This window comes from Shinella sp. G-2 (assembly GCF_050172695.1).
Taxonomy (GTDB): Bacteria; Pseudomonadota; Alphaproteobacteria; order Rhizobiales; family Rhizobiaceae; genus Shinella.
On the sequence record NZ_JBBEYH010000014.1, the window covers coordinates 22956 to 46408 of the forward strand.

At 62.7% G+C, this 23453-nt stretch carries 20 protein-coding genes; 9 read left to right on the top strand and 11 right to left on the bottom strand.

Going from position 1 to position 23453, the window contains the following annotated elements; translation table 11 throughout:
• Window positions 1-143 precede the first annotated feature (143 nt).
• Genes V8U06_RS19235 through V8U06_RS19245 form a run of 3 tightly spaced genes read right to left on the bottom strand, consistent with a single transcriptional unit; the run spans window position 144 to window position 5591 of the window.
• Window positions 144-3404 carry an error-prone DNA polymerase gene (locus V8U06_RS19235; RefSeq protein WP_427142050.1) on the bottom strand — a complete coding sequence of 1087 codons (3261 nt, stop codon included), beginning with the start codon at window positions 3402-3404 and terminating at the stop codon, window positions 144-146.
• Window positions 3401-4915, bottom strand: coding sequence for a Y-family DNA polymerase (locus V8U06_RS19240; protein WP_427142051.1), 1515 nt, complete (start codon window positions 4913-4915; stop codon window positions 3401-3403). The genes V8U06_RS19235 and V8U06_RS19240 overlap by 4 nt, the downstream gene beginning before the upstream one ends.
• On the bottom strand, window positions 4833-5591 hold the full coding sequence (locus tag V8U06_RS19245; RefSeq protein WP_427142052.1) for an ImuA family protein: 759 nt from the start codon (window positions 5589-5591) through the stop codon (window positions 4833-4835). Before V8U06_RS19245 ends, V8U06_RS19240 begins: the two co-directional genes overlap by 83 nt.
• A gap of 206 nt (window positions 5592-5797) precedes the next feature.
• Between V8U06_RS19245 and V8U06_RS19250 the strand changes: the two genes are divergently transcribed.
• The 3 genes from V8U06_RS19250 to V8U06_RS19260 all read left to right on the top strand — a co-directional run bounded on the left by V8U06_RS19250 (window position 5798) and on the right by V8U06_RS19260 (window position 9649).
• The gene (locus tag V8U06_RS19250; RefSeq protein WP_427142053.1) at window positions 5798-7867 is read left to right on the top strand and encodes an ATP-dependent helicase; all 2070 of its coding nucleotides are present in this window, start codon (window positions 5798-5800) and stop codon (window positions 7865-7867) included.
• Between the two features lies 1 nt (window position 7868).
• Entirely contained in the window at window positions 7869-8957 is a 1089-nt protein-coding gene (gene dinB, locus V8U06_RS19255; RefSeq protein ID WP_427142054.1) for a DNA polymerase IV, read from the top strand.
• 101 nt (window positions 8958-9058) lie between these two features.
• Entirely contained in the window at window positions 9059-9649 is a 591-nt protein-coding gene (locus V8U06_RS19260; protein WP_427142055.1) for an SOS response-associated peptidase, read from the top strand.
• A 621-nt stretch (window positions 9650-10270) separates the two neighbouring features.
• Here V8U06_RS19260 and V8U06_RS19265 read toward each other — a convergent pair.
• A complete protein-coding gene (locus V8U06_RS19265) occupies window positions 10271-11323 on the bottom strand; it encodes a DUF1176 domain-containing protein (RefSeq protein ID WP_427142056.1) in 1053 nt (350 codons plus the stop codon).
• Here V8U06_RS19265 and V8U06_RS19270 point away from each other — a divergent pair.
• Window positions 11307-11519 (top strand): hypothetical protein, encoded by a 213-nt coding sequence (locus V8U06_RS19270; RefSeq protein WP_427142057.1) that lies wholly within the window; start codon window positions 11307-11309, stop codon window positions 11517-11519. The two genes, V8U06_RS19265 and V8U06_RS19270, sit on opposite strands and share 17 nt — an antisense overlap.
• Before the next feature lie 236 nt (window positions 11520-11755).
• On the opposite strand, the gene V8U06_RS19275 is transcribed toward V8U06_RS19270, so the two are convergent.
• Window positions 11756-12661, bottom strand: coding sequence for a LysR family transcriptional regulator (locus V8U06_RS19275; RefSeq protein WP_427142058.1), 906 nt, complete (start codon window positions 12659-12661; stop codon window positions 11756-11758).
• Window positions 12662-12821: 160 nt separating this feature from the next.
• On the opposite strand from V8U06_RS19275, the gene V8U06_RS19280 reads away from it, so the two are divergent.
• Window positions 12822-13859 (top strand): aldo/keto reductase, encoded by a 1038-nt coding sequence (locus tag V8U06_RS19280; protein WP_427142059.1) that lies wholly within the window; start codon window positions 12822-12824, stop codon window positions 13857-13859.
• Between the two features lie 40 nt (window positions 13860-13899).
• Here the strand turns inward: V8U06_RS19280 and V8U06_RS19285 are convergent, their stop codons facing one another.
• From V8U06_RS19285 to V8U06_RS19295, 3 genes are all read right to left on the bottom strand, one after another.
• Window positions 13900-14649, bottom strand: a complete 750-nt coding sequence (locus V8U06_RS19285) for an SDR family NAD(P)-dependent oxidoreductase (protein ID WP_427142060.1) — start codon at window positions 14647-14649, stop codon at window positions 13900-13902.
• Between the two features lie 9 nt (window positions 14650-14658).
• Window positions 14659-15438 (bottom strand): SDR family NAD(P)-dependent oxidoreductase, encoded by a 780-nt coding sequence (locus V8U06_RS19290; RefSeq protein WP_427142061.1) that lies wholly within the window; start codon window positions 15436-15438, stop codon window positions 14659-14661.
• A 710-nt stretch (window positions 15439-16148) separates the two neighbouring features.
• The gene (locus V8U06_RS19295; protein WP_427142062.1) at window positions 16149-16331 is read right to left on the bottom strand and encodes a hypothetical protein; all 183 of its coding nucleotides are present in this window, start codon (window positions 16329-16331) and stop codon (window positions 16149-16151) included.
• Window positions 16332-16533: 202 nt separating this feature from the next.
• Between V8U06_RS19295 and V8U06_RS19300 the strand changes: the two genes are divergently transcribed.
• Genes V8U06_RS19300 through ligD (V8U06_RS19310) form a run of 3 tightly spaced genes read left to right on the top strand, consistent with a single transcriptional unit; the run spans window position 16534 to window position 19365 of the window.
• Window positions 16534-17436 carry a Ku protein gene (locus V8U06_RS19300; protein ID WP_427142063.1) on the top strand — a complete coding sequence of 301 codons (903 nt, stop codon included), beginning with the start codon at window positions 16534-16536 and terminating at the stop codon, window positions 17434-17436.
• An 11-nt stretch (window positions 17437-17447) separates the two neighbouring features.
• Window positions 17448-18260, top strand: a complete 813-nt coding sequence (locus V8U06_RS19305) for a Ku protein (RefSeq protein ID WP_427142064.1) — start codon at window positions 17448-17450, stop codon at window positions 18258-18260.
• A 55-nt stretch (window positions 18261-18315) separates the two neighbouring features.
• Window positions 18316-19365, top strand: coding sequence for a non-homologous end-joining DNA ligase (gene ligD / locus V8U06_RS19310; RefSeq protein ID WP_427142065.1), 1050 nt, complete (start codon window positions 18316-18318; stop codon window positions 19363-19365).
• A gap of 16 nt (window positions 19366-19381) precedes the next feature.
• Here ligD (V8U06_RS19310) and V8U06_RS19315 read toward each other — a convergent pair whose 3' ends face one another.
• The 3 genes from V8U06_RS19315 to ligD (V8U06_RS19325) are packed head-to-tail and all read right to left on the bottom strand — an operon-like array spanning window position 19382 to window position 22989.
• Entirely contained in the window at window positions 19382-19897 is a 516-nt protein-coding gene (locus tag V8U06_RS19315; RefSeq protein ID WP_427142066.1) for a DUF4334 domain-containing protein, read from the bottom strand.
• Between the two features lie 39 nt (window positions 19898-19936).
• Window positions 19937-20350 (bottom strand): DUF4112 domain-containing protein, encoded by a 414-nt coding sequence (locus V8U06_RS19320; RefSeq protein ID WP_427142067.1) that lies wholly within the window; start codon window positions 20348-20350, stop codon window positions 19937-19939.
• Window positions 20347-22989 carry a DNA ligase D gene (gene ligD / locus V8U06_RS19325; RefSeq protein WP_427142068.1) on the bottom strand — a complete coding sequence of 881 codons (2643 nt, stop codon included), beginning with the start codon at window positions 22987-22989 and terminating at the stop codon, window positions 20347-20349. Before ligD (V8U06_RS19325) ends, V8U06_RS19320 begins: the two co-directional genes overlap by 4 nt.
• 173 nt (window positions 22990-23162) lie before the next feature.
• On the opposite strand from ligD (V8U06_RS19325), the gene V8U06_RS19330 reads away from it, so the two are divergent.
• The gene (locus V8U06_RS19330; protein WP_272809088.1) at window positions 23163-23366 is read left to right on the top strand and encodes a cold-shock protein; all 204 of its coding nucleotides are present in this window, start codon (window positions 23163-23165) and stop codon (window positions 23364-23366) included.
• Window positions 23367-23453: the final 87 nt, after the last annotated feature.

Below are 23453 nucleotides of genomic sequence, written 5' to 3' on the forward strand. Positions count from 1 at the left end.
GTCCAGCGAAGCTGGGAGGCCGCTATGAAACTCGGATTGAAGCGTGAGAATGATCAGACGCTGGTCGCAGCCGGCGCGCTTGTCGTTGCCGGGCTGTTGATGCTGGGCATTCCGCCTTGGGTGCTTTTCGGGATGTGACCGGTTCAATGAAAATTCCGGCTTTTCACCTTCAGCCGGTCGATCAGCAAATCCGGAATGAAGATATCGCGCGCCGGCGCGGTTGCCGCGCGACGCTCCCGCGGGTCCGGCGCCCCGTTGCCATGCGCAAATTCGTCGCCGCGCCCATGAGGCAGCGGAAAAGCCTCCCCGCGCTCACCCAGCTGGCCGAGGTCCTCTGACAGGTCGAACAGCCGTTGGGCGACCAGATGCACGACGTCTCCCTCCCGCTGGATCTTGCCGTTGATGGCCACCATCGAGGCCGACAGCACAAGCCGGCGCTGCCGCTCGAAGACCTTTGGCCATATGACGGCGTTGACGATGCCCACCTCATCTTCCAGCGTCATGAACATGACACCCTTGGCCGAGCCCGGTCGCTGCCGGACGAGGACAAGGCCGCCCGTCATCAGCCAGCGTCCATCCGCGGCTGCATTGGCCTCAGCACAGGTGACGAGACGCTTCCGGCGAAGGTCCTCGCGCAGAAAGGCGACGGGATGCTGGCGGAGGGTAAGGCCGACATGGGAATAGTCCTCGACAACTTCATGCCCCGCCCGCATGGACGGCAGGGCAACCTCCGGCTCCTGCGCTTCGGCAATCTGCCGCGCCTCCCGCTCGGCTGCCGCCGTCCAAAGCGCAAGCGGCTCGTCGCGGAGCGCCTTGATTGCCCAGAGGGCGTCGCGTCGCTGGAGCTGCAGCGAGGCGAGAAAGGCGCCTGCCTCGGCAAGCTGAACAAGCGCTGCCGTCGGTGCGCCGGAGCGGCGCCACAGATCGTCGACGGACGCGAAGGGCTCATCGGCGCGGGCGGCCACGATCCGGGCGGCGTCCGCCGTCGTCAGGCCTTTGACCATGCGCATGCCTAGGCGAACAGCCCTCAGGCTGCCGTCGCCGGCGTCCTCGAGCGTACAGTCCCAGCGGCTTTGATTGATGCAGACCGGCCGCACCTCGACCCCGTGTTCGCGGGCGTCGCGCACGATCTGCGCCGGCGCGTAAAAGCCCATGGGCTGGGAGTTCAGCAAGGCCGCACAGAAAACATCGGGATGATGGCATTTCATCCAGGCCGAGGCATAGGCGATCAACGCGAAGCTGGCGGCATGGCTTTCCGGAAAACCGTAGGACCCGAACCCTTCCAACTGCGAGAACGTGTGCTCGGCAAATTCCGCCGTGTAGCCGTTCTTCACCATCCCGGCGACGAGTTTGTCCTTGAACCGCGAAACGCCGCCGGAGAATTTGAACGTGGCCATCGATTTTCGCAATTGGTCCGCCTCCCCGCCGGAAAAACCGGCGCAGACCATCGCGACCCGCATCGCCGACTCTTGAAACAGCGGCACGCCGAGGGTCTTTGACAGCACGGCCTCCAGTTCAGGCGTCGGATAATCGATCGGCTCCTTTCCCTCGCGGCGTCGAAGGTAGGGATGCACCATGTCGCCCTGGATGGGCCCCGGCCGTACAATAGCGACCTGGATGACGAGATCGTAGAACGTCCGCGGCTTCAGGCGCGGCAGCATCGACATCTGCGCCCGGCTTTCGATCTGGAAGGTGCCGAGCGTGTCGGCCTTGCGGATCATCGCGTAGGTCCGGGGATCTTCGGCCGGGATCGAAGCAAGGTCGCGCTCTTCACCCTTATGGTCCCGCATCAAGGAAAAAGCCTTGGCCATGCAGGTCAACATGCCGAGCGCCAGCACGTCGACCTTCATGAACTTCAACGCTTCGATATCGTCCTTGTCCCATTCGATGACCTGCCGGTCGTCCATGCGGGCCGGCTCGATCGGCACAAGGTCATCGAGCCTGTCCTGCGTCAGGACGAAACCGCCCGGATGCTGACCGAGGTGGCGGGGCGTGCCCATCAGCTGCTGCGCCAGTTCCAGGGTCAGCTTCAGGCGATAATCGGCGTTGTTGAGGTTGTTTTCCTTCAGCTGGCGTTCGGATACCCCTTCCGACCAGCCCCAGACGCCGGACGACAACTGACCGATCATGTCCTCCGGCAAACCCAACGCTTTACCGACGTCGCGAAGCGCGCCCTTGGCGCGGTAGCGGGTGACGGTGGCACAGAGAGCGGACCGGCTCCGGCCGTAGGTTTCGTAGATCCATTGGATGACCTCCTCGCGCCGCTCGTGTTCGAAGTCCACGTCGATATCCGGTGGTTCGTCGCGCTCTTGGCTGATGAAGCGTTCAAACAGGAGATCGTTGGTCTCCGGGTCGATAGAGGTGACGCCGAGGCAATAGCAAACCGCCGAGTTTGCCGCCGATCCCCTCCCCTGACAGAGGATGCCTTTTGATCGCGCAAAACGGACGATGGAATAGACCGTCAGGAAATAGGGCGCATAGTTCATCGCCCGGATCAGTTCGAGCTCATCTCGCAGCGATTTCCTGACCTTGTCGGGCACGCCCTCGGGGTAACGATAGGCAGCCCCTTCCCAGGTGAATTTGACCAGAGATTGCTGCGGATCGAGGCCAGGAACAATGGCTTCTTCCGGGTACTGATACTGCAGTTCCTTGAGATCGAAATTGCAGCGTTCGACGATCTCCCGGCTTCGGGCGAGTGCTTCCGGATACTCGGAAAAAAGCCGGTGCATCTCCTCAGGCGCCTTGAGAAAGCGATCAGCGTGACGCTCCCGATCGAAACCGACATCATCGATTGTCGTCCGCGTGCGGATGCAGGTTACGACATCCTGAAGCTGGCGCCGGCCCGGCTCGTGAAACAGCACATCATTGGTGACGACGGTGCGAACCTTCAAGCGCGCGGCCATAGCGGCGATACCGTGCAGGCGCAGACGATCGAGCGGCCGGCGACGCAGGCAGAGGCTGACATAGGCCCTATCGCCGAACAGCTCAGCCATCTTACGCAACTGCACGCCGCAGGCCTCATCGGCTTCGTCGGGCACCAGCACCCCAATCAATCCAGCAGCGTGCTCAGCGACATCTGCAAAATCGATCAGGCAATTGCCCTTGCCACCGCGGCTTTTTCCAAGGGACAGCAGCCGCGTCAGCCGCGAATAGGCCGGCCGATCCATGGGATAGACCAGGATCGACATGCCGTCGGCCAGGTCGAGCCGGCAGCCGACGACAAGCCGAACACCGGTGGTCTTGGCCGCATCCCACGCTCGCACGATGCCGGCGAGGCTGTTGCGGTCGACGACGCCGAGCGCGTCGATGCCGAGCGCGGCGGCCGTGGCGAACAACTCGGCGGCGCTAGACGCTCCTCGCAAGAAGCTGAAGTGGGTGGTTACCTGGAGTTCGGCGTATCTCATCCGAACACCCCATGAATAAACCACAGGTGCGAACCGGTCTCAGGATCGATACCGTCGCCAGCGCGGTAGACCCAGTAACGCTCGCCAAGCTCGTCCTCGACCACGAAATAGTCCCTGACAGCCTGAAACTCGCGGGGCCGGCGCCACCACTCGCCAAAAATCCGCTCCGGGCCATCGGCGCGCACGACTTTTCGGCGCCTTCCGCGCCACGCAAACACTGCCGGAGGCTGGTCCGGCAGGAGCGCAATCACCTCGATGCGCTCCGGGTTTGCGAAGAGCCGCGTCGGCCGCGGCCATTTCACGGCCCAGGCCTCGCCGATGTCAGGCGCGGTCGCGGCAATCCGCCGGACCGAACGCTCCGGCACGTCGGAGGCAACGGGCGCGACGCGAAAGAGCCGGTGGCCGCGATTGCCGAGAATGTCGACCAGCGGCGTGATGTCGGCGACCTCTTCTTCGATCAGCGAGGAAGCAATCTGACGTTCCTCTAGGGGCTCGGCAAAGACGGCGACCAGCACCAGCTTCTCGATGCCGAAGCCGGGATCGATCCTCTCGATGCGGTCGCAGAGCAGCTTCGACAGGCGCGCCGGATCGCGAACTGGTTTGGCAAGACCGGCACGCAGATGCTGCCTGGTGTTGTCGACGCGATGGACGAAGAGGTCGCAGCGCCGCGCGCCAAGACCGTCTTCGGCAAGGCGAGCGGAGAGCTGGCCGACCAGCCGGCGGACATATCGGATAATCGTTTCCGGTGCGCCGATCGGCTCGGCGAAGCTCCTCGAGACCTCGACGAGCTCTGGTGTACGGATCGGCTCGATCGGCTCGGCGATCCGCCCAAACAATTGATCCAGTCGACGCGCCACCTCCGGCCCGAACCGCAGCGTTAGCGGTGCGCGCGGCATGGCGGAGAGCTGGCCGACGGTGTCGATACCAAGAACGCGCAACCCCTTGATGATCTCCGCCGGCAGCCGTAGCGCTACGATCGGCAAGTCAACAACCGTTTTCGAGACATCGCCAACGGGCACGATCGTCGTCTCCGCCGCGAGCAGCCGCGCCAGCGCGTGCGCGGCGCCCCAGCTATCGGCCACGGCCGCGCGCGCCGTCAGCCCGTGACCGCGAAAGCGATTGACGAGACCCGACAGGAGAAGGCTTTCGCCGCCCTGAAGGTGGTCGGCACCTTCTGTATCCATGACCAGGCCGTCCCCGCCATCGACGGCGACCACCGGGCTGTATTGCCGGAGCGCCCAGAGCGCCAAGCGCTCCAGCGCCACAGCATCCTCTGCCGGCGCCGCGTCGACCACCAGGAGATCGGCGATCATCGCCTGTGCTTTGCTGGCCGGCATGCCAATGCGAAGACCGAGCTTCAGGGCAGCTGGATCGGCGGCCGAGACCCAGCGTTTCGAGCCGCTGCGCGCAATCACCACGAGCGGCCTGTCAGCCGGCAACGCTTCGCCAGCGCGCCGCCGGATACGCTCGGTCGAGAGCTGCGGGAAGTAGACAGATACGACCCTTGGCATCGGGAGCTCCAATTTCAAATTCGGCGCATTCGCCCGCCTTGACGCGCATGAGTTCTGCCAGCCAGCGCGCCCTCCCGACGCCCGCGACCGGCAACCGTTGCGATGGCAGCGTGCTGATGCGCCACCGGGTCGTCGATGCCGTCGGCTGCCCATAGTCCGAGGCCTCGTTCTGTCGTCGCCATCGCCGCAGGACGATCCCCATGGCGCCCGTCCTTTCGGCGGCAAGCTGCAGGCGCCTCGAGGCGTTCATCGGCAGACGAACGAGCTCGCCGACGACCGCAGCAAGCCCGCCGAAGGACAGCCCCTCCTCCATGGCGGACAGCGCCTCCTCTTCGCGGTCGCTTTCGCAAAAGACGACGCGATCCGGATGGAGCCCCGCCTGGGCAACGGCGGGAAAAAACAGGTCCGGGCGCGTCATGCACCAGAGCACTTTGCCCCGCGACCTGGCAGCGATGCCTGCCACGAAGAGCGCCGCCGCGGCCCCGTCGACCGTCCCGCCGCCGCCACCGGCGACTTCATGCAGCGCGCCGAAGGCAAGCCCTCCGCCCGGCAATGCCCGGTCGATCTCGGTAACACCGAAAGGCAAGACCTGCCGCGCGCGCTGCGGGCTGCCTTCCAGCTGGCCGATACGCTCGCGAAGTTCCGCCAGGACGGGGTTGAGGGCATGATTGGCCACGGCAGAATTGTTGCTCCTTCGGGGTTTGCAGCGGTTTTCCAAGCTGATATGTTCATTATTTGTTCCGATTGCTCAACTGAGTCAATCGGGCCTCCGGTCCGGAAAATGTTCCTTGGCTAAGTCGTTGAAACGAATCCGTTAGCCGCATCAAGGAGATATCCGGGCGTCGGGGGTCAGGAAAATTTTCTTATGGTGTCTGGGGACAAATGGCGGCGGCGCATCTCGAAAAACTGAACGACCGGCAGCGCGAGGCGGTCGAACACGGCATTGGCCTGGCCGAGGGACAGATCGGCGGACCGCTGCTCATCATCGCGGGCGCTGGAAGCGGCAAGACCAACACGTTGGCACATCGCGTCGCCCACCTGATCGTCAACGGCGCCGATCCGCGCCGCATCCTGCTGATGACCTTTTCCCGCCGGGCTGCATCGGAAATGGCAAAGCGCGTGCAGCGCATATGCCGGCAGGTGCTCGGCGACAACGCCGCTATCATGACGGACGCGCTGGCCTGGGCGGGGACGTTTCACGGGATCGGCGCGCGGCTCTTGCGGATGTATGCCGAGCAGATCGGCCTCAGCGTCGATTTCACCATCCACGACCGCGAAGATTCTGCGGATCTCATGAACCTCGTCCGGCACGAGCTGGGCTTTTCGTCCAAGCAGAGCCGATTTCCCACGAAGGGGACCTGCATCGCGATCTATTCCCGCGTGGTCAATTCGCAGGTGTCGATCAAGGAGGTCCTGAAATCCTGGTACCCCTGGGTGCTGGAATGGGAAGAGGAGCTGAAGCAGCTTTTTGCCGCCTACACCGAGGCCAAGCAGGTGCAGAATGTCCTGGATTACGACGATCTGCTGCTCTACTGGGCGCAGATGGTTTCCGAACCAGAGCTTGCAGAGGATGTCGGCAACCGCTTCGACCACATCCTCGTCGACGAATACCAGGACACCAACCGCCTGCAGGCGTCGATCCTCATGTCGCTGGCGCCGGGCGGCCGTGGCCTGACGGTTGTCGGTGACGACGCGCAGTCGATCTATTCCTTTCGTGCGGCAACCATCCGCAACATCCTGGATTTTCCACAGGAATTCTCACCGAAGCCCGCCGACGTCATCACGCTCGACCGCAATTATCGCTCGACGCAGCCGATCCTGGCAGCGGCCAATGCCGTCATCGAATTGGCACGCGAGCGATACACGAAAAACCTCTGGACCGACCGCGCGTCGGAGCAGCGCCCGATGCTGGTGACGGTCAAGGACGAGGTCGACCAGGCCGCCTATATCGTCGAGCAGGTGCTCGCCAACCGGGAAGTGGGCGTCACCCTGAAACAGCAGGCCGTGCTGTTCAGAACGTCAAGCCATAGTAGCGCTTTGGAAATCGAACTCACGCGTCGAAACATCCCGTTCGTCAAATTTGGTGGGCTCAAGTTCCTGGACGCCGCGCACGTCAAGGATTTGCTGGCGGTCATGCGGTTTGCGCAAAACCCGCGTGACCGGGTTGCCGGCTTCAGGGTGCTGAAACTGCTGCCCGGTATCGGGCCACAGACGGCCGGCAGGATTCTCGACACGATCGCGGCCGATCCCGAGCCGCTGCAATCGCTGGCGGAAATCCCGCCACCGGCCAAGACGGGCGATGACTGGCCGGCCTTCGTGGCGCTGGTCACTGCCCTGCGGAAAGCCGAGGCAGGTTGGCCGGCAGAGATCGGTACCGTGCGAATGTGGTACGAGCCCCATCTAGATCGCATCCATGAGGATGCCGACACCCGCAAGGATGATCTCATCCAACTCGAGCAGATCGCCAGCGGGTACGCCAGCCGCGAGCGTTTCCTGACTGAGTTGACCCTCGACCCGCCGGACGCCACCAGCGACCAGGCCGGCGTGCCGTTGCTGGACGAGGACTATCTGATCCTTTCGACGATCCATAGCGCCAAGGGTCAGGAGTGGCGCGCGGTGTTCATGCTCAACGTCGTCGATGGCTGCATTCCATCCGACCTTGGCACCGGCACGACCGCCGAAATCGAGGAGGAGCGTCGGCTGCTCTACGTCGGCATGACGCGAGCGCGCGACAATCTGGCCCTGATCACGCCGCAGCGCTTCTTCACCCATGGCCAGTCCGCCACGGGAGACAGGCATGTCTACGCGTCGCGCACGCGCTTCATCCCGGCCACCTTGCTGCAGTATTTCGAGACGGCAACCTGGCCGAAGGTCTCGGCCGCGGCCAGCGAGCGGAGCGCAAATCAAATCCGCGTGGATGTCCGGGAGCGCATGCGCTCGATGTGGAAGTGAGATGAGCGAAGACGCTGCGCCATCGATAAGAAAGATCATCCATGTCGACATGGATGCCTTCTACGCATCCGTCGAGCAGCGCGACAATCCGGAACTGCGCGGCAAACCGGTCGCCGTCGGCGGCTCGGCAGCGCGTGGCGTGGTCGCCGCTGCGAGCTATGAGGCCCGCGCCTTCGGTGTGCGGTCCGCCCTGCCCTCGGTCACGGCCAAGCGGCGATGCCCTGACCTGATCTTCGTGTCACCGCGTTTTGACGTCTACCGCGCAGTTTCGGCTCAGATCCGCGAGGTGTTTGCAGAGCACGCAGACCTGATCGAGCCTTTGTCGCTCGACGAGGCTTACCTCGACGTGACACACAACAAGCAGGACATTCCATTGGCGACAGACATCGCCACCCGGATCCGAGCGCGCATCAAAGAGGTGACCGGTCTCAACGCCTCGGCAGGGATTTCCTATTGCAAGTTCCTCGCCAAGATGGCCTCAGACCTCAACAAGCCCAACGGACAGGCGGTCATCACGCCTCGCGTGGGGCCGACGTTCGTCGAGAAGCTTGCCGTGAAGAAGTTCCATGGTGTCGGGCCGGCGACCGCTTCCAAAATGGAGCGGTTCGGCATCCTGACCGGCGCGGATCTCAAGGCAAAGTCCCTTTCCTGGCTACAGGAACATTTCGGCAAGTCGGGCGCCTGGTACTACAACATCTCTCGCGGCATTGATAACCGGCCTGTTCAACCCGACAGGCCCCGCAAATCCGTCGGCGCCGAGGATACATTCATGGTCGACATTATGGATCTTGGCCCCGCCCGGGCCGAAATCACTCCGCTTGCCGCCAAGGTCTGGCGCCACTGCGAGGGAAAGGGCCTCCACGGGCGGACCGTGACGCTGAAGGTCAAATATGCCGACTTCCAGATCATCACGCGCAGCAGGACGACGACAACGCCGATTGGCGCCCTGGATGATCTCGAAGCCATCGGGCAATCGCTTCTTGAGCCGCTGTTCCCCACGGCCAAAGGCATCCGCCTGCTGGGCGTCACCCTGTCGTCCTTCATCGACGACGAGGACACCGACGCCCGCCAGTTCGAGCTGGAGATCTAGATTGCCGCAAATCAGCATGAAGGTCGAAATCCGCACCGGCTGCCTTACATTCCCAATGCATCATCGGCGATGCGGTGACGTCCCGACAGTTCGGAGGAACAATGTGCAACGATTATCGTCTGACGGTCGAACTCGCCTCCGTCATCGAGGCATTCGAAAACCTCAAGATCGAAATCCGATTTCCTGAAGGTCGACCCAATATCGAGGCACGCGAGGACATCAAGATCACCGACACTGCCCCGATTGTCAGGGGCATTGAAGATGAGCGCGGGGCCGGCGAGCTGGTCCAGCGTCGATGGAGTTGGCCAAGCCCAACCAGAAAACCGGTCTACAACTTTCGCTCCGAGGGCCGTGAATTCACATCAAACCGCTGCCTGATCATCGCCGACGGCTTTTATGAGTTCACCACCCCGGCAGACCCGAAGAAGAAGCGTAAGGACAAATGGCTGTTTCGCAAGAACGGGGAGCCCATCTTTGCCATTGCCGGCATCTGGCGCGAGACGGCGGATGTTGGGGAGGCATACACGATGCTGACGATGGAGCCGGGACCGGACATCGCACCCTACCACGACCGTCAGATCGTCATTCTGCAGCGGGAGGCATGGGCCGATTGGCTAGATTCCTCGGTTTCCGCACAGTCACTGATCAGGCCACTTCCGGAACGCTCCTTGTCGGTGCAACAGGTCGGGTGACGCAGCTTTCCTTCACCCATCGCCAGGCCTTCCAGCGCCTCGCCATAAAATTCCTCTTGCCCACATCGTCTCGATCCCGTGCAGCACGCCCTTCTCATCACCGTGACGCGCCGATTAGGGCCATGGGTCGCGACCAGCTCGTCTCGATCCTTGGCGAAGGTGCGTCAGCACTCGCATTGAAAACCCGCTTCAATTTTCATGGCGGTTCCCCTGGAAAAAGCAGGGTGCATTGCGATTTCAATAGTAAGACTTATTGGTCCGGTTGGCGTTTGCTCCGACGACTTCGGCAGCTTGGGCGCGATTTGCTGGAGCCGGTCGCGCCCACTTTTTCGTCGCTTCCGCGGTGAGGCTCGGACCTTGGTCCGTCTTCTCGCTGTTACAGGATGGTGACATCATGCGACATGATCAACGATGTCAACGTCTTCGTGACCTGTCTCATTCTTGCGACGCGTTGGTTCCGCGTCGTTGTGGCTAGTTTTTGGTGGATTAGTCGCCCCTAAAGTTCCGAAAAAGCCTTAACCTATGATCGGCGTCGGGACGCAAAGCGCTTCCGAGGTCGTGAACGCCCTTGGCCGATCCCCGCCAATCAGCGGGCCGCGCTGCCTTCGCGCCCGCTTCAACTTACTCGACAGAGCTGCGATAGAGAGTGATCCAGTCAGCTGGCGCAATGCCCCGACATTCGCCCATCATGCTGAGGCCAGTCCGTGTGAAGGTTTCGCCCGTCCAGGCAAAGCTGCCGATGACGCCACAGTCGCCGATGCCGCGTCCTCTGGAGAAGAACTCCATCCGACCAGTCTTCGGGTCGAAATCCGCATTGACCAGCGTGTTGTCGGTATCGCTCTCGCCATGCGGAAGATGGACCGGCTTTGCCGTTGCAACATCCTTGCCCTTGATGAGCCAAAAGGCGGTCGTGAGATTGTAGGCGCCGCGCGAGCAGGCGAGGCCGATCAGGTGGCGCCCACCATCCAGCGGCCAGGCCTCGTCGGAATCGATGAGCACTTCGTCGTCCTCGCAAAGGTCTTCGCCTTGCCGCGTCAGCGCCTCGCGCATTGCCGTGGTGAGGGCCTTCTTGTCCGCGTCCGAAAGCGTGCCCGCGCCAGCCTTGGCGGTTGTCACCGGCAGCGGCAGGGCGGCCGGAACTTTCATGCCTTTGCCCTTGCGGATCAAGGCCGAGGTGGTGTCGAGGCGGCCCTGCTGCTCGTCGATCCACAGCACGGCGGCGACGGAGCCGGAAAGGGAGACGGTTGCAGTCATGCCGGGAACATCGACCGACAGTTGCGTCGCCTTGCGAGCGGCATCGAGGAAAGCCCCAACCTCAACAGGCTGGAAGGTTAGGGAGAGCGTGCCGCTCTCGTCCGGCACGGCTTGCCTGCTGACAGGGAAAGAAACGCCGTCGAGCTTGAGGCCGAGGGGAACGGACGGTGTCTTCCAATCGCCAAGCACGCGCAGGACGAGTCCCGCCGGCGCATCCGCCCCCGCGCTTCGTTCGAAACGCAGATACGCAATCGAGCTGTCGTCCTCTTTCGGCAAGGACAGCGCCGTGCAGTGCCTGACGTTGTCACAACCGGCCCGCCAATCCCGAAACGCCTCCATTTCCTCTGCCACCGCCCCGGTCGAGAGCAAGGTGAGACCGCCAACCAGCGCCAGCAGTTTGGGCATGTTCATGATCTTCATTCCGTTTCTGCGCCGCATCGTCACCGTTTCCTTTGCCTCGGACGCCGTCGTTCCTGCTCGGAAGAGGGCCATGAGCACCACGCACAGCCTCGCCCATATATTCGGCGGGAGATACGGTTTTCATGTAGGAGGAGAAACGGCGATCCAAGCGATGGGTCTGTCAAAAGCATTCGATGGCGTGCTCGTGAAGTGGTAGGCACCACCGCACGGTCCCGGATCAATGCCCCCTAGCCCATCGCTTTGCGCTGCTGCGTGCCTGCGCCCTCGATAACGCGAGACGGTCGTCTTCTGCCGACCACACGCGTCAGCGCCGACGGTTTGGCGCGGGATGCCATTTTGGAGCCAACCGCCACGACACTTCCAGCCCTCCCCGCCAGGCGACTAGGGGGCAGATTTCGTCCTATGATCCTGCGATTGCCCGTGACCGAGCCGTTATGAAACCCTCCCGCGCTCGGCGAGAAAGTCGAGCAGTGCCCGGATGCGCGAAGGCAACTGACCGCCCTGACCAACGTAAACGGCGTGAAAGGTTTCCTTCTCGCCGGCATTGAGATGGGCAAGAACAGGCTCAAGCCGTCCTGCGGCAATGTCGGCGCGCACCGTGAACTCGGCAATGCGGGCAAGGCCGGCACCGGCTAGCGCAAGGTGCCGCAAACCCTCGCCATCGCTTATCTGCACCCGGCTCGTGACAGGCACGACGCTCGTTTTCCCGCCCTCGCGGAGCGGCCAGCCATTTACCTCCCGCACATAGCCGAAGCCCAAGCGATTGTGCTGCTCCAGGTCGGCAATGGTATGCGGCTCGCCGTAGCGTTCCAGATAGAGTGGCGCGGCAACAATCGTCAGCGCCGATTCACCGAGCTTGCGCGCTACGAGACTGGAGCTTTTCAGCGGACCGGCGCGCACCGCGATATCTGTGCGCTCGGCCAGCAGGTCCACCACCACGTCGGTCTGCGCAATATCCAGCGTAACGCCCGGATACCGCGTGAGAAACTCCGGCAACACCGGCGCGAGGACGTGGTTGAAGTAGGATGCGCTGGTGTTGACGCGCACACGACCGACCGCCTGCTCGCCGACGCCAGCGGTACGCTCGGCATCTTCCATGTCTGCCAGGATGCGCGTTGCCCGCTCGTAGAAGGCACAGCCTTCGGGCGTAAGCTGCAGTTGGCGTGTCGAGCGATTGACCAGCCTTGCGCCAAGGCGTGCTTCGAGCCGCGCGATCAGTTTGCTGACAGCGGAGGGCGTCATGCGCGCCGCGCGCGCGGCTGGCGAGAAACCGCCCAGCTCGACCACGCGAACGAATATCTCCATTTCCCCGGACCGGTTGACATCGAGCCTGGCCATGATGAGTTCATCTCACAAATGATGTTCTTTCTGTCGTTCTATTTCATCCGAGGGCGAGGGTCTATCTTACGAATGTGATTTCAAACGAATGCCAGGGCCGGGGCCACCCACCTGCCTGCCGCCCCGGCTGTCTCGTAATTTATGACGAAAGGATCATCTCATGGATTATCGACCACTCGGCAAATCCGGTCTTAAGGTGCCGGTTCTGAGCTTCGGCGCCGGCACTTTCGGCGGCTCCGGCCCGCTTTTCAGCAATTGGGGCACTTCCGACGCTGCGGAAGCTCGCCGCCTCGTGGACATCTGTCTTGAAGCCGGAGTGAACCTGTTCGATACGGCGGATGTCTATTCGGACGGTGCTTCAGAAGAAGTGCTTGGCGCCGCCGTCCGGGGACGGCGTGATGCGGTGCTGATTTCGACCAAGACCAGTTTGCCGATGGGCAATGGGCCGAACGACTCCGGCTCCTCGCGATTTCGGCTGATCCGGACCGTCGAGGAAGCACTTCGCCGCCTTGAGACCGACTACATCGACATCCTGCAACTCCATGCCTTCGACGCCGGCACGCCGATCGAGGAAGTGCTTTCGACGCTCGACATGCTCGTTCACGCCGGCAAGGTCCGCTACGTTGGCGTTTCCAACTTCTCCGGCTGGCAGATAATGAAATCGCTGGCAGTCGCCGAGCGCCATGGCTGGCCGCGCTATGTGGCCAACCAAGTCTACTACTCGCTAATCGGACGTGATTACGAATGGGATCTGATGCCATTGGGCGCCGATCAGGGCATCGGTGCCCTGGTCTGGAGCCCGCTCGGCTGGGGGCGGCTGACCGGGAAGATCCGTCGTGGCACGCCGCCGCCGGAAGGGAGCCGTCTCCACACGACCGAGAGCTTCGCCCCTCCGGTCGACAACGAGTGCCTCTACCGTGTGGTCGACGCGCTCGACGCCATCGCGGAGGAGACCGGCAGGACGGTTCCGCAGATCGCGCTCAACTGGCTCCTGCAGCGTCCGACCGTGTCTTCCGTCATCGTCGGTGCGCGCAATGAGGAGCAGCTTCGTCAAAACCTTGGCGCCGTCGGCTGGAATCTCACGCAAGAGCAAATCGCAAGGCTGGATGAGGCAAGCGCGGTTGCCGCACCTTATCCCTATTATCCCTACTACCAACAGGAAGGCTTCGCCCGGCTCAACCCGCCAATGACAAGCTGAGAACAGGAGCCAGGCATAGAACGTCGTTCCCGCCGTGATGTTATGCCTTCCGCTCTTGGAGAATGTTGCCGCCATCGACGACGAGCACGGCGCCGTTGATATAGCTCGCCTTCGCTGACGCGAGAAAACTGACAGCAGCGGCGATCTCGTCTGGACTTCCAGCGCGCCCGCAAGGCGTTGCCTGCGCGGCGCGGCGCTCCTCTGTTGTCGAAGCCCCGGTTTCGACCCAACCAGGGGCGACCGCGTTCACGGTCACGCCATGCGGACCGGCTTCGAGGGCCAACGCATGGGTCATGCCCACCATCCCGGCTTTGGCGGCGGAATAGGCGGCCTCCCCGGGATTGGAGACATAGGGACCGGTTACCGAGGCGACATTGACAATGCGGCCGTAGCCATCGGCATACATCGCGGGCAGATAGATCCGTGTTGCGAGGAAGGCCGTCTTCAGGCTCACGGAGATACCGCGGTCCCAGTCCATTTCCTCCAGTTCGACAAATTCACGCTGCAAGGCCGGCTGCGCCACACTGCCCATGCCGGCATTGTTAACGAGAACGGCAGCCGGGCCTGTTGCCCGATACAGCGCTTCGACTGCCCCCCTGCTTGTCAGGTCGCAGATGTGACCCGTCGCGGTGAAACCGAACGCCCGAAGTTCGTCGGCGCGGGCAAGGATACGCTCGCTTGTCGCGACGAGATGGACGTGAAGTCCCTCTTCCGCCAGGCTTTTCGCGCAGGCAAAGCCGATACCGTCGATGGCGCCGGCACCGGTGATGATCGCAGTTTTGCGCTGCATGGGTAACCCTCAGTAGCCGGCCGTGACGCCAAAATCGATGGAAAGCGCCGCGCCGGTGATCGGCGCCCCCTCCGGCTCGCAGAGGAAGGCCACTGTCCGTGCGATCTCCCCCGGCTTGATGAAGCGTGCCGCCCCCTGCTGCGGATAGTTCGAGAGCAGTTTTGCCTTGTAGCCGTCGGGATCACCGCCGCCGTAGCGCTCGGCCTGGAACTCGATCATCGGGGTTGCAACATCCCCGGGGCAGACGGCATTGACACGGATTTGGCGCGGCGCAAGCTCCAGTGCCAGGGCTTTCGTCAGCAGCACCAGCCCGCCCTTCGACGCGCAGTAGATTGCGGCACCATTATTCCCGACCAGGCCGGCATCCGAGGCGATATTGACGATGGAGGCGCCGGCGCCAAGATGCGGGATCGCGGCCTGGATGAGGAAGAATGCGCCCTTGAGATTGACATCCAAGACGATGTCCCAGTCGGCTTCCGTCATAGTAACGGAATCCCCCTCGCGCCAGACACCGGCGGAATTGACGAGAACATCCAGACGCCCGCCCCAGGCAAGCACCGCGTCGACGGCAGCGGCACAGGCGGCGACTTGCCGTATGTCGAGGGACACGGCAAGCGCGTCTCCGCCGCCCGCCGTGATCTTCTGCACGGTCTCCGTCAGGCGTCCTCCAGGAAGATCGGCAATGGCAACGGCATAGCCGTCGGCAGAAAGGCGCGCGGCGATCGCCGCGCCCATGCCACCGGCCCCGCCGGCAATAAGCGCTACTCTTCGGATGGGCTGATCGGTCATGGACACCTCTGTCAGAACTGCGGCCCAACGATCGTGGGCAAGGATAAATGTGATTTGCGTCCGCGATGATAGCCCGAAGTGTAGCTCGGTTGCGAAGGGTTTGCCGAGCACCGGACTCGACCGCCCAAAGCGTCGCACCGCCTCTTGTGACGTGGCTCCGGCGCCCGGTTGCAGTGGCCCATTTCGCCTCCGGACCGGATGCGAACGCCACGGGCCTACTGCCAGCCGGTCTTTCCTGGTGCCCCGCCACGCAACACCTGCCGCCATGTTGGGTTAAATGTCATCGTCTTCTATCCCTCCGGTCCGCACCCGGCTGAAGACAGTGATGTCCATTCGATTTCGGAACAACCGATTTCTCTTTTGGGGTATCACCCGCAAAGCCATACGGCGCGGGCATCTACACGCGGTCTTATACTGCCTAACCGCCGGCCACTCAAACCGGGGCAATGGTGGAACGAACGGATTGCGGTCTTAGCCATCGCTAGAGCTGGTCGTTGAGCCCGGCGCAGAAAGTCGGTTTGTTACCCCGCCATGATGGCGGGGCTTCTTCTTCACGCTGGGTTGCGGCTCAGTGTCCCATGACGCTGCCATCGACCGGCAGCCCGCTCTGGTGCTGCACAGCCACAGATCCGACGACGCCCGGACAGACGGCGTTGATGCGGATGCCGCGTGGGGCATCTCGACCACGGGCTCTCCGAAAGCGGTCGATTTCAGTGCTTCGTGCGCCGGTCGCCGCGATCGCCTTCGCCGGGCTTGGCCTCGGTTTTCGCCTCGTGGCGGCGGTCGGCGGACAGGGATCGGCCGACATCGACGCTTTCCTTGAACTGGCCCTTCTCGTCACGGCGAACATAGCGCTTGTTGGTTCCGGTATCGATGGTTTCACGTTTGGTCATCGCAATATTCCTTTCCGGTTGTGCCGTGGAGAACGCACGGAGCCGCAAGAAAGATGCAGTGAATCAAGGACATATTGCAGACTCGCAATGAGGGAGGTCGGCCGCGCTTAAGTGGTTGATTTCCGATTCATTTTCGAATCGGAACAAATTCGCGAGTGATTCGCTTGACTCGCTTTGGTTGCGTCGAGTCGGGAGTTTCGAGATGGCCCAGCGTGCTCAGTGGAAAGGCTTCATCAAATTCGGCGAGGTGAGCTGCGGCGTCGGCCTTTACACGGCGGCGAGTACGTCCGAACGCATCTCGTTCCATACGATCAACAAGAAGACCGGCAATCGCGTCAACCGCATCTTCGTTGACAGCGATACCGGCAAGGAAGTCGAGCGCGAGGACCAGACCAAGGGCTTCGAGATCGAGAATGGCCAGTACATCATGATCGATCCGGAGGAAGTGGCTGCGACGATACCCGAAAGCAACAAGACGCTGACGGTCGAAGCCTTCATTCCTTGCGTCGGCGTCGACGACGTCTACTTCGACAAGCCGTATTATCTCGTGCCGACGGACCGCGTCTCGTCTGATGCCTTCACCGCGCTGCGCGACGCCATGGAGAAGTCGCAGGTTGCCGCTGTGGCGCGCACCGTCCTGTTCCGCCGGATGCGGACGGTACTGATCCGCACGCACGGCAAGGGGCTGATCGCCACGACCATGCAATACGACTATGAGGTTCGCTCGTCGGACAAGGCCTTCGAGGATGTGCCCAAACTGAAGATCAAAGGCGAGATGCTGGATCTCGCCAAGCACATCATCGCCACCAAAAAAGGTTCGTTTGATCCGGCCGAATTCGACGACCGGTACGAAGCCGCCGTCGCAGAGCTGGTGAAGGCGAAGATCGAGGGGAAGGCTCTGCCGAAGCGCAAGGAGGTCAATGTCTCCAAGCCGGACGATCTTCTCGCGGCGCTGCGCGAGAGCGCGAAGGTGCTCAAGGCGGGCGACGGCAAGCCGAAGCGCGCGCCCGCCAATGCCAACAAGAGTACCGGTCGCATGCCGGCGGCGCGGTCCGCGGCATCGAAAACGCGTAGTCCAGCAGCCGCGCATCGTAAAGCTGGCTGAGGAGAGAACCCATGGCGCCCCGCCCCTATTGGAAAGGCTATCTGAAGCTCTCTCTCGTCACCTGCCCCGTCTCCATGTCGCCGGCGACGTCGGAAAGCGAGAAGGTCCGGTTTCACACTTTGAACAGGCAGACCGGTAACCGCGTGGTCTCCCAGTATGTCGATGCCGTCACCCGCAAGCCGGTCAAGGATGCTGACGAGGTGAAGGGTTATGCCCGAGGCGAGAACGACTACGTGCTCCTCACCGACGACGATCTCGACGCCGTGGCCCTGGACACGGTCAAGACCATCGACATCGAGAAGTTCGTGCCGCGAGACAGCATCGAATGGATCTATCTGGAAAAGCCGCATTATCTGGTGCCCGACGATCCCGTCGGACACGAGGCCTTCGCCGTCATCCGCGACGCAATGGCGGCCGACAAGGTCTATGGCGTCTCGCGGCTGGTGATCGGTCGGCGCGAGCGCGCGGTCGTGCTGGAGCCGCGCGGCGAAGGCATCGTCGTCTGGACGCTCCGCTTCGGCGACGAGGTGCGACCGGAGCAGTCTTATTTCGAGGACATCGACGACAGGTCCGATCCCGACCTCGTCCCGCTGGTGCAGAAGTTCATCAAGCAACACACGAAGGAATGGTCGCCGGACATGGTCTCCGATCCGGTCCAGGACGCTCTCCTCGAAATCATCGCGAAAAAGAAGAAGGCGCTGAGAGCGTCGAAGAAGAGCAAGGCCAAGGGAGGTGAGCGTCCGTCGGGTGGCAATGTCATCGACATCATGGACGCGCTGCGTAAGAGCCTCGCGGCCGGTGAAAAAGGCAAGCGCGCATCCTGAAACCGTCACGAGCAGCACATATGTTCGATCTCTCTCGCACGCGAAATAGGCATCCATGAAGAAGCGCCGAACCATACCCTTGCTCGACGAATCCGGTACGGCACTCCAGTCGCGGCCCGTGCGCAAACGCGATCCCGCGCAGCCGAACCTGCCCTTCGATCCGATGCCGGAGCGCGTGGAGCCGTGCCTCGCGCTTCTCCGGCCGACGCCGCCGGAAGGGCCGGATTGGCTTTATGAGATCAAATGGGACGGCTATCGCCTAGCGATCCACATCGAGCCGAAGGGCGTGCGGATCATCACGCGCGGCGGTCATGATTGGACCCACCGCTTCCCTGGAATTGCCAATGCAGCGAAGAAACTCGGCGTCGGGACGGCAATCCTCGACGGCGAGGCCGCGGTGCTCAACACGCAGGGCCACTCGGACTTCGGCGCGCTGCAGCGTTCGCTCGGCGGTCGGGGCGGCAAGCGCGCCTCGACCGAAGCAGTGTTCTTCGCCTTCGACCTTCTTTATTTCGACGGTCACGATCTGGCGCGGACAGAGCTTGCCGTTCGCCGGCACCTTCTCGAGGATTTCCTCGACGGCGCCGTCGGCGCGGTGCAGCTCTCCGAGGAGGCCCATGGCACCGGCGCCGAACTGCTGGCGAATGCCTGCGCGATGGGGCTCGAGGGCATTATCGCCAAGCATCGCGACCGGCCCTACCGTTCCGGCCGCACCGGTGACTGGATCAAGATCAAATGCGTCGAGAGCGAGAGCTTCATGATCGTCGGCTACGAGCGCTCCGAATCCGCTCGCGGCGGGATCGGCAGTCTGTTGCTGGCCGCGCGGCGCGGCGACACCTGGGTCTCGGTCGGATCGGTCGGGACCGGCTTCAAGACAGCCGACGCCGAATACCTGCGCAAAACGCTCGACAAGCTGAAGACCAGGAGACCAGCCGTGCCGCTGAAGGGCAAGAACTATGTCTTCGCCCTGCCGACGCTAATCGCCGAGATCGAGTTCCGCGGCTGGACGGACGACGGCAATCTGCGCCACGCTTCCTACAAAGGCCTGCGCGAAATCCAGGACAACGCCGCGGTGTTCGATATTGGCGACAGCCCGGTTCGGTAAGGGCCTGATGATCGGGTCAATCACCCGGCTCCTCAACGCGCTCCAGTTCGAAGAAAAATAGGCGATCGTCACCGCTTATCGCCATCGCCCCCATGACACGCTTGCCGTCGATCCGCCGAAAGTGGTCGACGATGGGCTGCTCGTCGTAGACCATGGCGGCACTCGCCAGACCATCGAACGATAGCATCTGAACCGAGGCGACAGGACCGTTCGCCCTCAGGCGGCGCTGGAGGTAGGAGAACAGGTTTCGTGCGGCCCGCGTCTTCCCGAGGCGGTGAAAGCGGAGCGCCAGCCGAAGCGGTATCCGCTTGGGATCAATCGCGACGAGCCGGCGCTCCTCCGACCGAAACAAGAGCGCGTCCGCGCGGAGGTCCGAGGTGAACCGCTTGCCGAACCAGCCGAGGTTTTCCAGCACACCGTCAAAGGGATGGCCTGGCGGGATGCTCCGCCCTCTCCAAAGCCCCACAAGCTCGTGCGGTTCAACTGGTGACAGCTCCCAGAATTTCTTAATCGGCGTCTGCTGAACGTTCATCGAACGATCCGTTCGCGCAATATCGCCCCACACCTCATCTCATCGGTCGAGGTCGGTGTGATCGAGACCAAAGTGATCGAGCACAAGCTGCAGATTGCGGCGGTTGGATTTGAAATAGACGTCGAAAACGTCGCCGAGCACCGGCACGCTGCCGGCCACCGCATCGAACCCGACATTGACGAGCATCTTGAGAAGCTTGTCGTTCGGGACGCCGAGGCGCCGCGCCTCATTGACAATGAAGAGGCTGACCGCAGCCGCGCCAAAGTCGCCGACGCCCGGGATCAGACCGAGGACCGAGTCCGCGCCGAACGAGAGGCGCGTGCCCGGAATCCGCAGCGCCGTATCCATCAATCTCGCAAGGCCGCGGATCCTGCGAAGACGCACCAGCCGGTCGATTGGGATTTCTTGCCTCGCCCCCGCTCCAGATCGTGAGCCTTGCCAACTTTGCTTCATGCCGCTGCCTTTTGTTTGCCCAGCCGCTTGATGGCCTGCTCCAGCGGGCGTTGCCCGTCACAGTAATTCTCCCATGCGCTCGTCTTCGACAAAAGCGCCGGGACTGTGCGGACGGTGAACCGCTTCGGGTCGAGATCGGACTTGACCTGCGTCCAAGTGAGCGGCATCGAGACGGTCGCGCCCGGCCGCGCGCGCGGCGATAGTGGCGCCACAGCGGTCGCCATGCGGTCGTTGCGCAGATAGTCGAGGAAGATGCGCCCTTCCCGCAGGCTCTTTGTCATCTTGATAAGATAGGCATCGGGATTGTCTCGCGCCATCGCCTGGCAGACGTCGTGGGCAAAACCCTTCGCATCCGCCCAGGACAGCGGCTTGCGGGTATTGACGGCGAGCGGCGTCACCACATGGAGGCCCTTGCCGCCGGTCGTCTTGCAGAAGCTGATGAGCCCGAGGTCGTCCAGTCGGTCGCGCATTTCGCGCGCGGCCGTGACGACGGCCGAGAATGGCACATCCGGTCCGGGGTCAAGGTCGAAGACCAGCCGTCCCGGCACCTCCGGCTTGCTCGGCTCGCAATTCCAGGGGTGCAACTCGACCCCGCCGATCTGCGCGATAGCAATGAGTCCTTCGACCCGGTCGACCTGCAGATAAGGCTTCTTGTCCCCGAATACCTTGACCAGTTCAAGCAGGTTCGACGTGCCGGGCATGGCGTGGCGTTGGAAGAACTGTTCTCCGCCGATGCCATCCGGCGCGCGGATAATCGAGCACGGCCGTCCCTTCACATGCTCGATGAGCCAGGCACCGACCGCTTCGTGATAACGGGCAAGATCCTCTTTGGTGACCGCGTTACCGTCGCCGCCGGCGTCCGGCCACAAGGGTTTGTCCGGATTGGAAATGAGCACACCCATCACCTCGGCCTTGGAGCCCTTTCCGTGCGTGAACTTCGCCTTTGCCACTGCAGCTGGCTCCGGTGTTTCGGCCTTTGCCGGCGAAGCGGGCTTTTCCGCCTCGACCTCGGCGGCCGGCTTGTCCTCCCTCAAGCCTTTGAACGCGGCTTGGCGGACCAAGCCATCAGCGGTCCAGCCGGCAAACTCGATCTCCGCGACCAGTTCGGGTTTGAGCCAGAAGACCTCCTTTTCCTTCTTCGGCGCACCAATGCCCGTGAAGGGTGATGTTGCCGCTTCCATAGCTTTCAGCTTCGGCAGCAACGTCTCCACCTTCTTGGCGCCGTAGCCCGTGCCGACCCGACCGACATAGACAAAATGCTCGCCGCGGTTGACGCCGACCAGCAGTGACCGGAATTTGCCGTTCGTCTTGGCGTAGCCGCCGATGACGACCTCATGGCCCGCCCGGCATTTTGACTTGGCCCACGTGTCCGTGCGCCCTGACCGGTAAGGCGCATCCGCCTGCTTCGAAACGATACCTTCAAGTGACAGCTTGCATGCCGAGCGCAATACGGCGTCGCCGCCGCTCTCGAAGTGCTCGACGAAACGCAGATGCGGATCGTCGGTGCCCTCGGCAAGCAGTTCCTGCAGCCGGCTCTTGCGGTCTGTCAGAGCTTTCTCCCGCAGGTCCTCGCCGCCGTCGAACAAGAGGTCGAACGCAAAATACACCAGGTTGCCTGTGGTGCCCTCCGACAATGCGGCCTGAAGCGCGGCAAAGTCTGGAGCACCGTTATCGTCGAGCGCGCAGATCTCACCGTCGACGATGCAGTCGGGAAGCGCGGCGGCGGCTTTCGCGATCTCAGGATATTTCCCCGTCCAGTCGAGGCCCTTACGGGTCTTCAGCGTCACCGCGCCGTCGGCAACCCGCATCTGGATTCTATAACCGTCGAACTTGATTTCGTGCAGCCAGTTGTTGCCGGCCGGCGGCCGCTCCAGCGTCTCGCAGAGTTGCGGCGGGATGAAGTCAGGAAGGTCGGTAGCCGTGGACGTCGCAACCTTCTTGCCGGACCGATTTTTCTTGCGCTCGTCGGCGGCGAGCCCGTGCTTGCTATCCCAGACAGCATCGGCCTCGACCTCAGTCGCCATCATAAACGGCGTCGGCTTGCGCCCCTTGCCGACGGCGATCTGCTCCATCGTTCTATTCGAAGCGACCGACGTGGTGTTCTCTTCCAGGATGGCCGCGCCATTTTCTTCGACGGCGTGCTCGTCATGGTGCTTGATCAACAGCCAGTTGGTGCGCTTGCCATCGTCGCGATCGTGCCGCATGCGAACCAGCACGAAGCTGCCGTGCAGCCGCTTGCCGTGCAGCACAAACTTGAAGTCCCCCTTCTTCAGCGCCTCTTCGGGAGATTTGCTTCCCTCAGGTTCCCAATACCCGCGATCCCACAGCATCACTGTCCCGCCGCCATACTGGCCCTTCGGGATCGTGCCTTCGAAATCGCCATAGTCGAGCGGATGGTCCTCAACCTCGACCGCCAGCCGCTTGTCATGCGGATCGAGCGACGGTCCCTTGGTCACCGCCCAGGATTTGAAGACGCCGTCGAGTTCGAGGCGGAGGTCGTAATGGAGGCGCGTCGCGTCGTGTTTCTGAATGACGAAGCGGAGTCGGTTCGACGGTTTGACGTCCGTGGCGCCGCTTGGTTCCTGCGTCTGCTTAAAGTCACGCTTCTTCTTGTAGGTTGAGAGCTTGTCAGCCGCCATCTTCGACCTCGATACGCTTCGCGTTGCCGGCACCCGGATCGAGGGAAAAACCCGTTGCTGAGCATAGTTGTTCCGTCGCTGTCGCGCCGGCTGAAGATGCTTGGTTGCAGGTGTTCGCTATGCTCAATATGCTGCGCCCGCGGCACAGGGCCGCTGCGTATCACGAGGATCAAATGGCGACGGGCACAGTGAAGTTTTTCAATCAGGACAAGGGCTTTGGGTTCATCACGCCCGACGATGGCGGGCAGGATGTCTTCGTCCATGTCTCGGGTGTGCTGTCAGGTGGCCCGCTCCGGGATGGCTCGAAGGTAAGCTATGACCTCGGCCAGGATCGCAAGACTGGCAAGTCGAAGGCCGAGAACGTTCGCGCTATCTGATCGAGCGACCTGGTGTGCGGCGCTATCCGGCGCCGCCGCCGATCGGTCGCGCTGGCTGCCGTCAGATGGGCGCGGCCGCCAGCAAAA

Coding starts and splice junctions, on each gene's coding strand:
- V8U06_RS19235 (WP_427142050.1), bottom strand. CDS start 3,404: ATGAGATACGCCGAACTCCAGGTAACCACCCACTTCAGCTTCTTGCGA.
- V8U06_RS19240 (WP_427142051.1), bottom strand. CDS start 4,915: ATGCCAAGGGTCGTATCTGTCTACTTCCCGCAGCTCTCGACCGAGCGT.
- V8U06_RS19250 (WP_427142053.1), top strand. CDS start 5,798: ATGGCGGCGGCGCATCTCGAAAAACTGAACGACCGGCAGCGCGAGGCG.
- dinB (WP_427142054.1), top strand. CDS start 7,869: ATGAGCGAAGACGCTGCGCCATCGATAAGAAAGATCATCCATGTCGAC.
- V8U06_RS19260 (WP_427142055.1), top strand. CDS start 9,059: ATGTGCAACGATTATCGTCTGACGGTCGAACTCGCCTCCGTCATCGAG.
- V8U06_RS19270 (WP_427142057.1), top strand. CDS start 11,307: ATGTTCATGATCTTCATTCCGTTTCTGCGCCGCATCGTCACCGTTTCC.
- V8U06_RS19265 (WP_427142056.1), bottom strand. CDS start 11,323: ATGAAGATCATGAACATGCCCAAACTGCTGGCGCTGGTTGGCGGTCTC.
- V8U06_RS19275 (WP_427142058.1), bottom strand. CDS start 12,661: ATGGCCAGGCTCGATGTCAACCGGTCCGGGGAAATGGAGATATTCGTT.
- V8U06_RS19280 (WP_427142059.1), top strand. CDS start 12,822: ATGGATTATCGACCACTCGGCAAATCCGGTCTTAAGGTGCCGGTTCTG.
- V8U06_RS19285 (WP_427142060.1), bottom strand. CDS start 14,649: ATGCAGCGCAAAACTGCGATCATCACCGGTGCCGGCGCCATCGACGGT.
- V8U06_RS19290 (WP_427142061.1), bottom strand. CDS start 15,438: ATGACCGATCAGCCCATCCGAAGAGTAGCGCTTATTGCCGGCGGGGCC.
- V8U06_RS19295 (WP_427142062.1), bottom strand. CDS start 16,331: ATGACCAAACGTGAAACCATCGATACCGGAACCAACAAGCGCTATGTT.
- V8U06_RS19300 (WP_427142063.1), top strand. CDS start 16,534: ATGGCCCAGCGTGCTCAGTGGAAAGGCTTCATCAAATTCGGCGAGGTG.
- V8U06_RS19305 (WP_427142064.1), top strand. CDS start 17,448: ATGGCGCCCCGCCCCTATTGGAAAGGCTATCTGAAGCTCTCTCTCGTC.
- ligD (WP_427142065.1), top strand. CDS start 18,316: ATGAAGAAGCGCCGAACCATACCCTTGCTCGACGAATCCGGTACGGCA.
- V8U06_RS19315 (WP_427142066.1), bottom strand. CDS start 19,897: ATGAACGTTCAGCAGACGCCGATTAAGAAATTCTGGGAGCTGTCACCA.
- V8U06_RS19320 (WP_427142067.1), bottom strand. CDS start 20,350: ATGAAGCAAAGTTGGCAAGGCTCACGATCTGGAGCGGGGGCGAGGCAA.
- ligD (WP_427142068.1), bottom strand. CDS start 22,989: ATGGCGGCTGACAAGCTCTCAACCTACAAGAAGAAGCGTGACTTTAAG.
- V8U06_RS19330 (WP_272809088.1), top strand. CDS start 23,163: ATGGCGACGGGCACAGTGAAGTTTTTCAATCAGGACAAGGGCTTTGGG.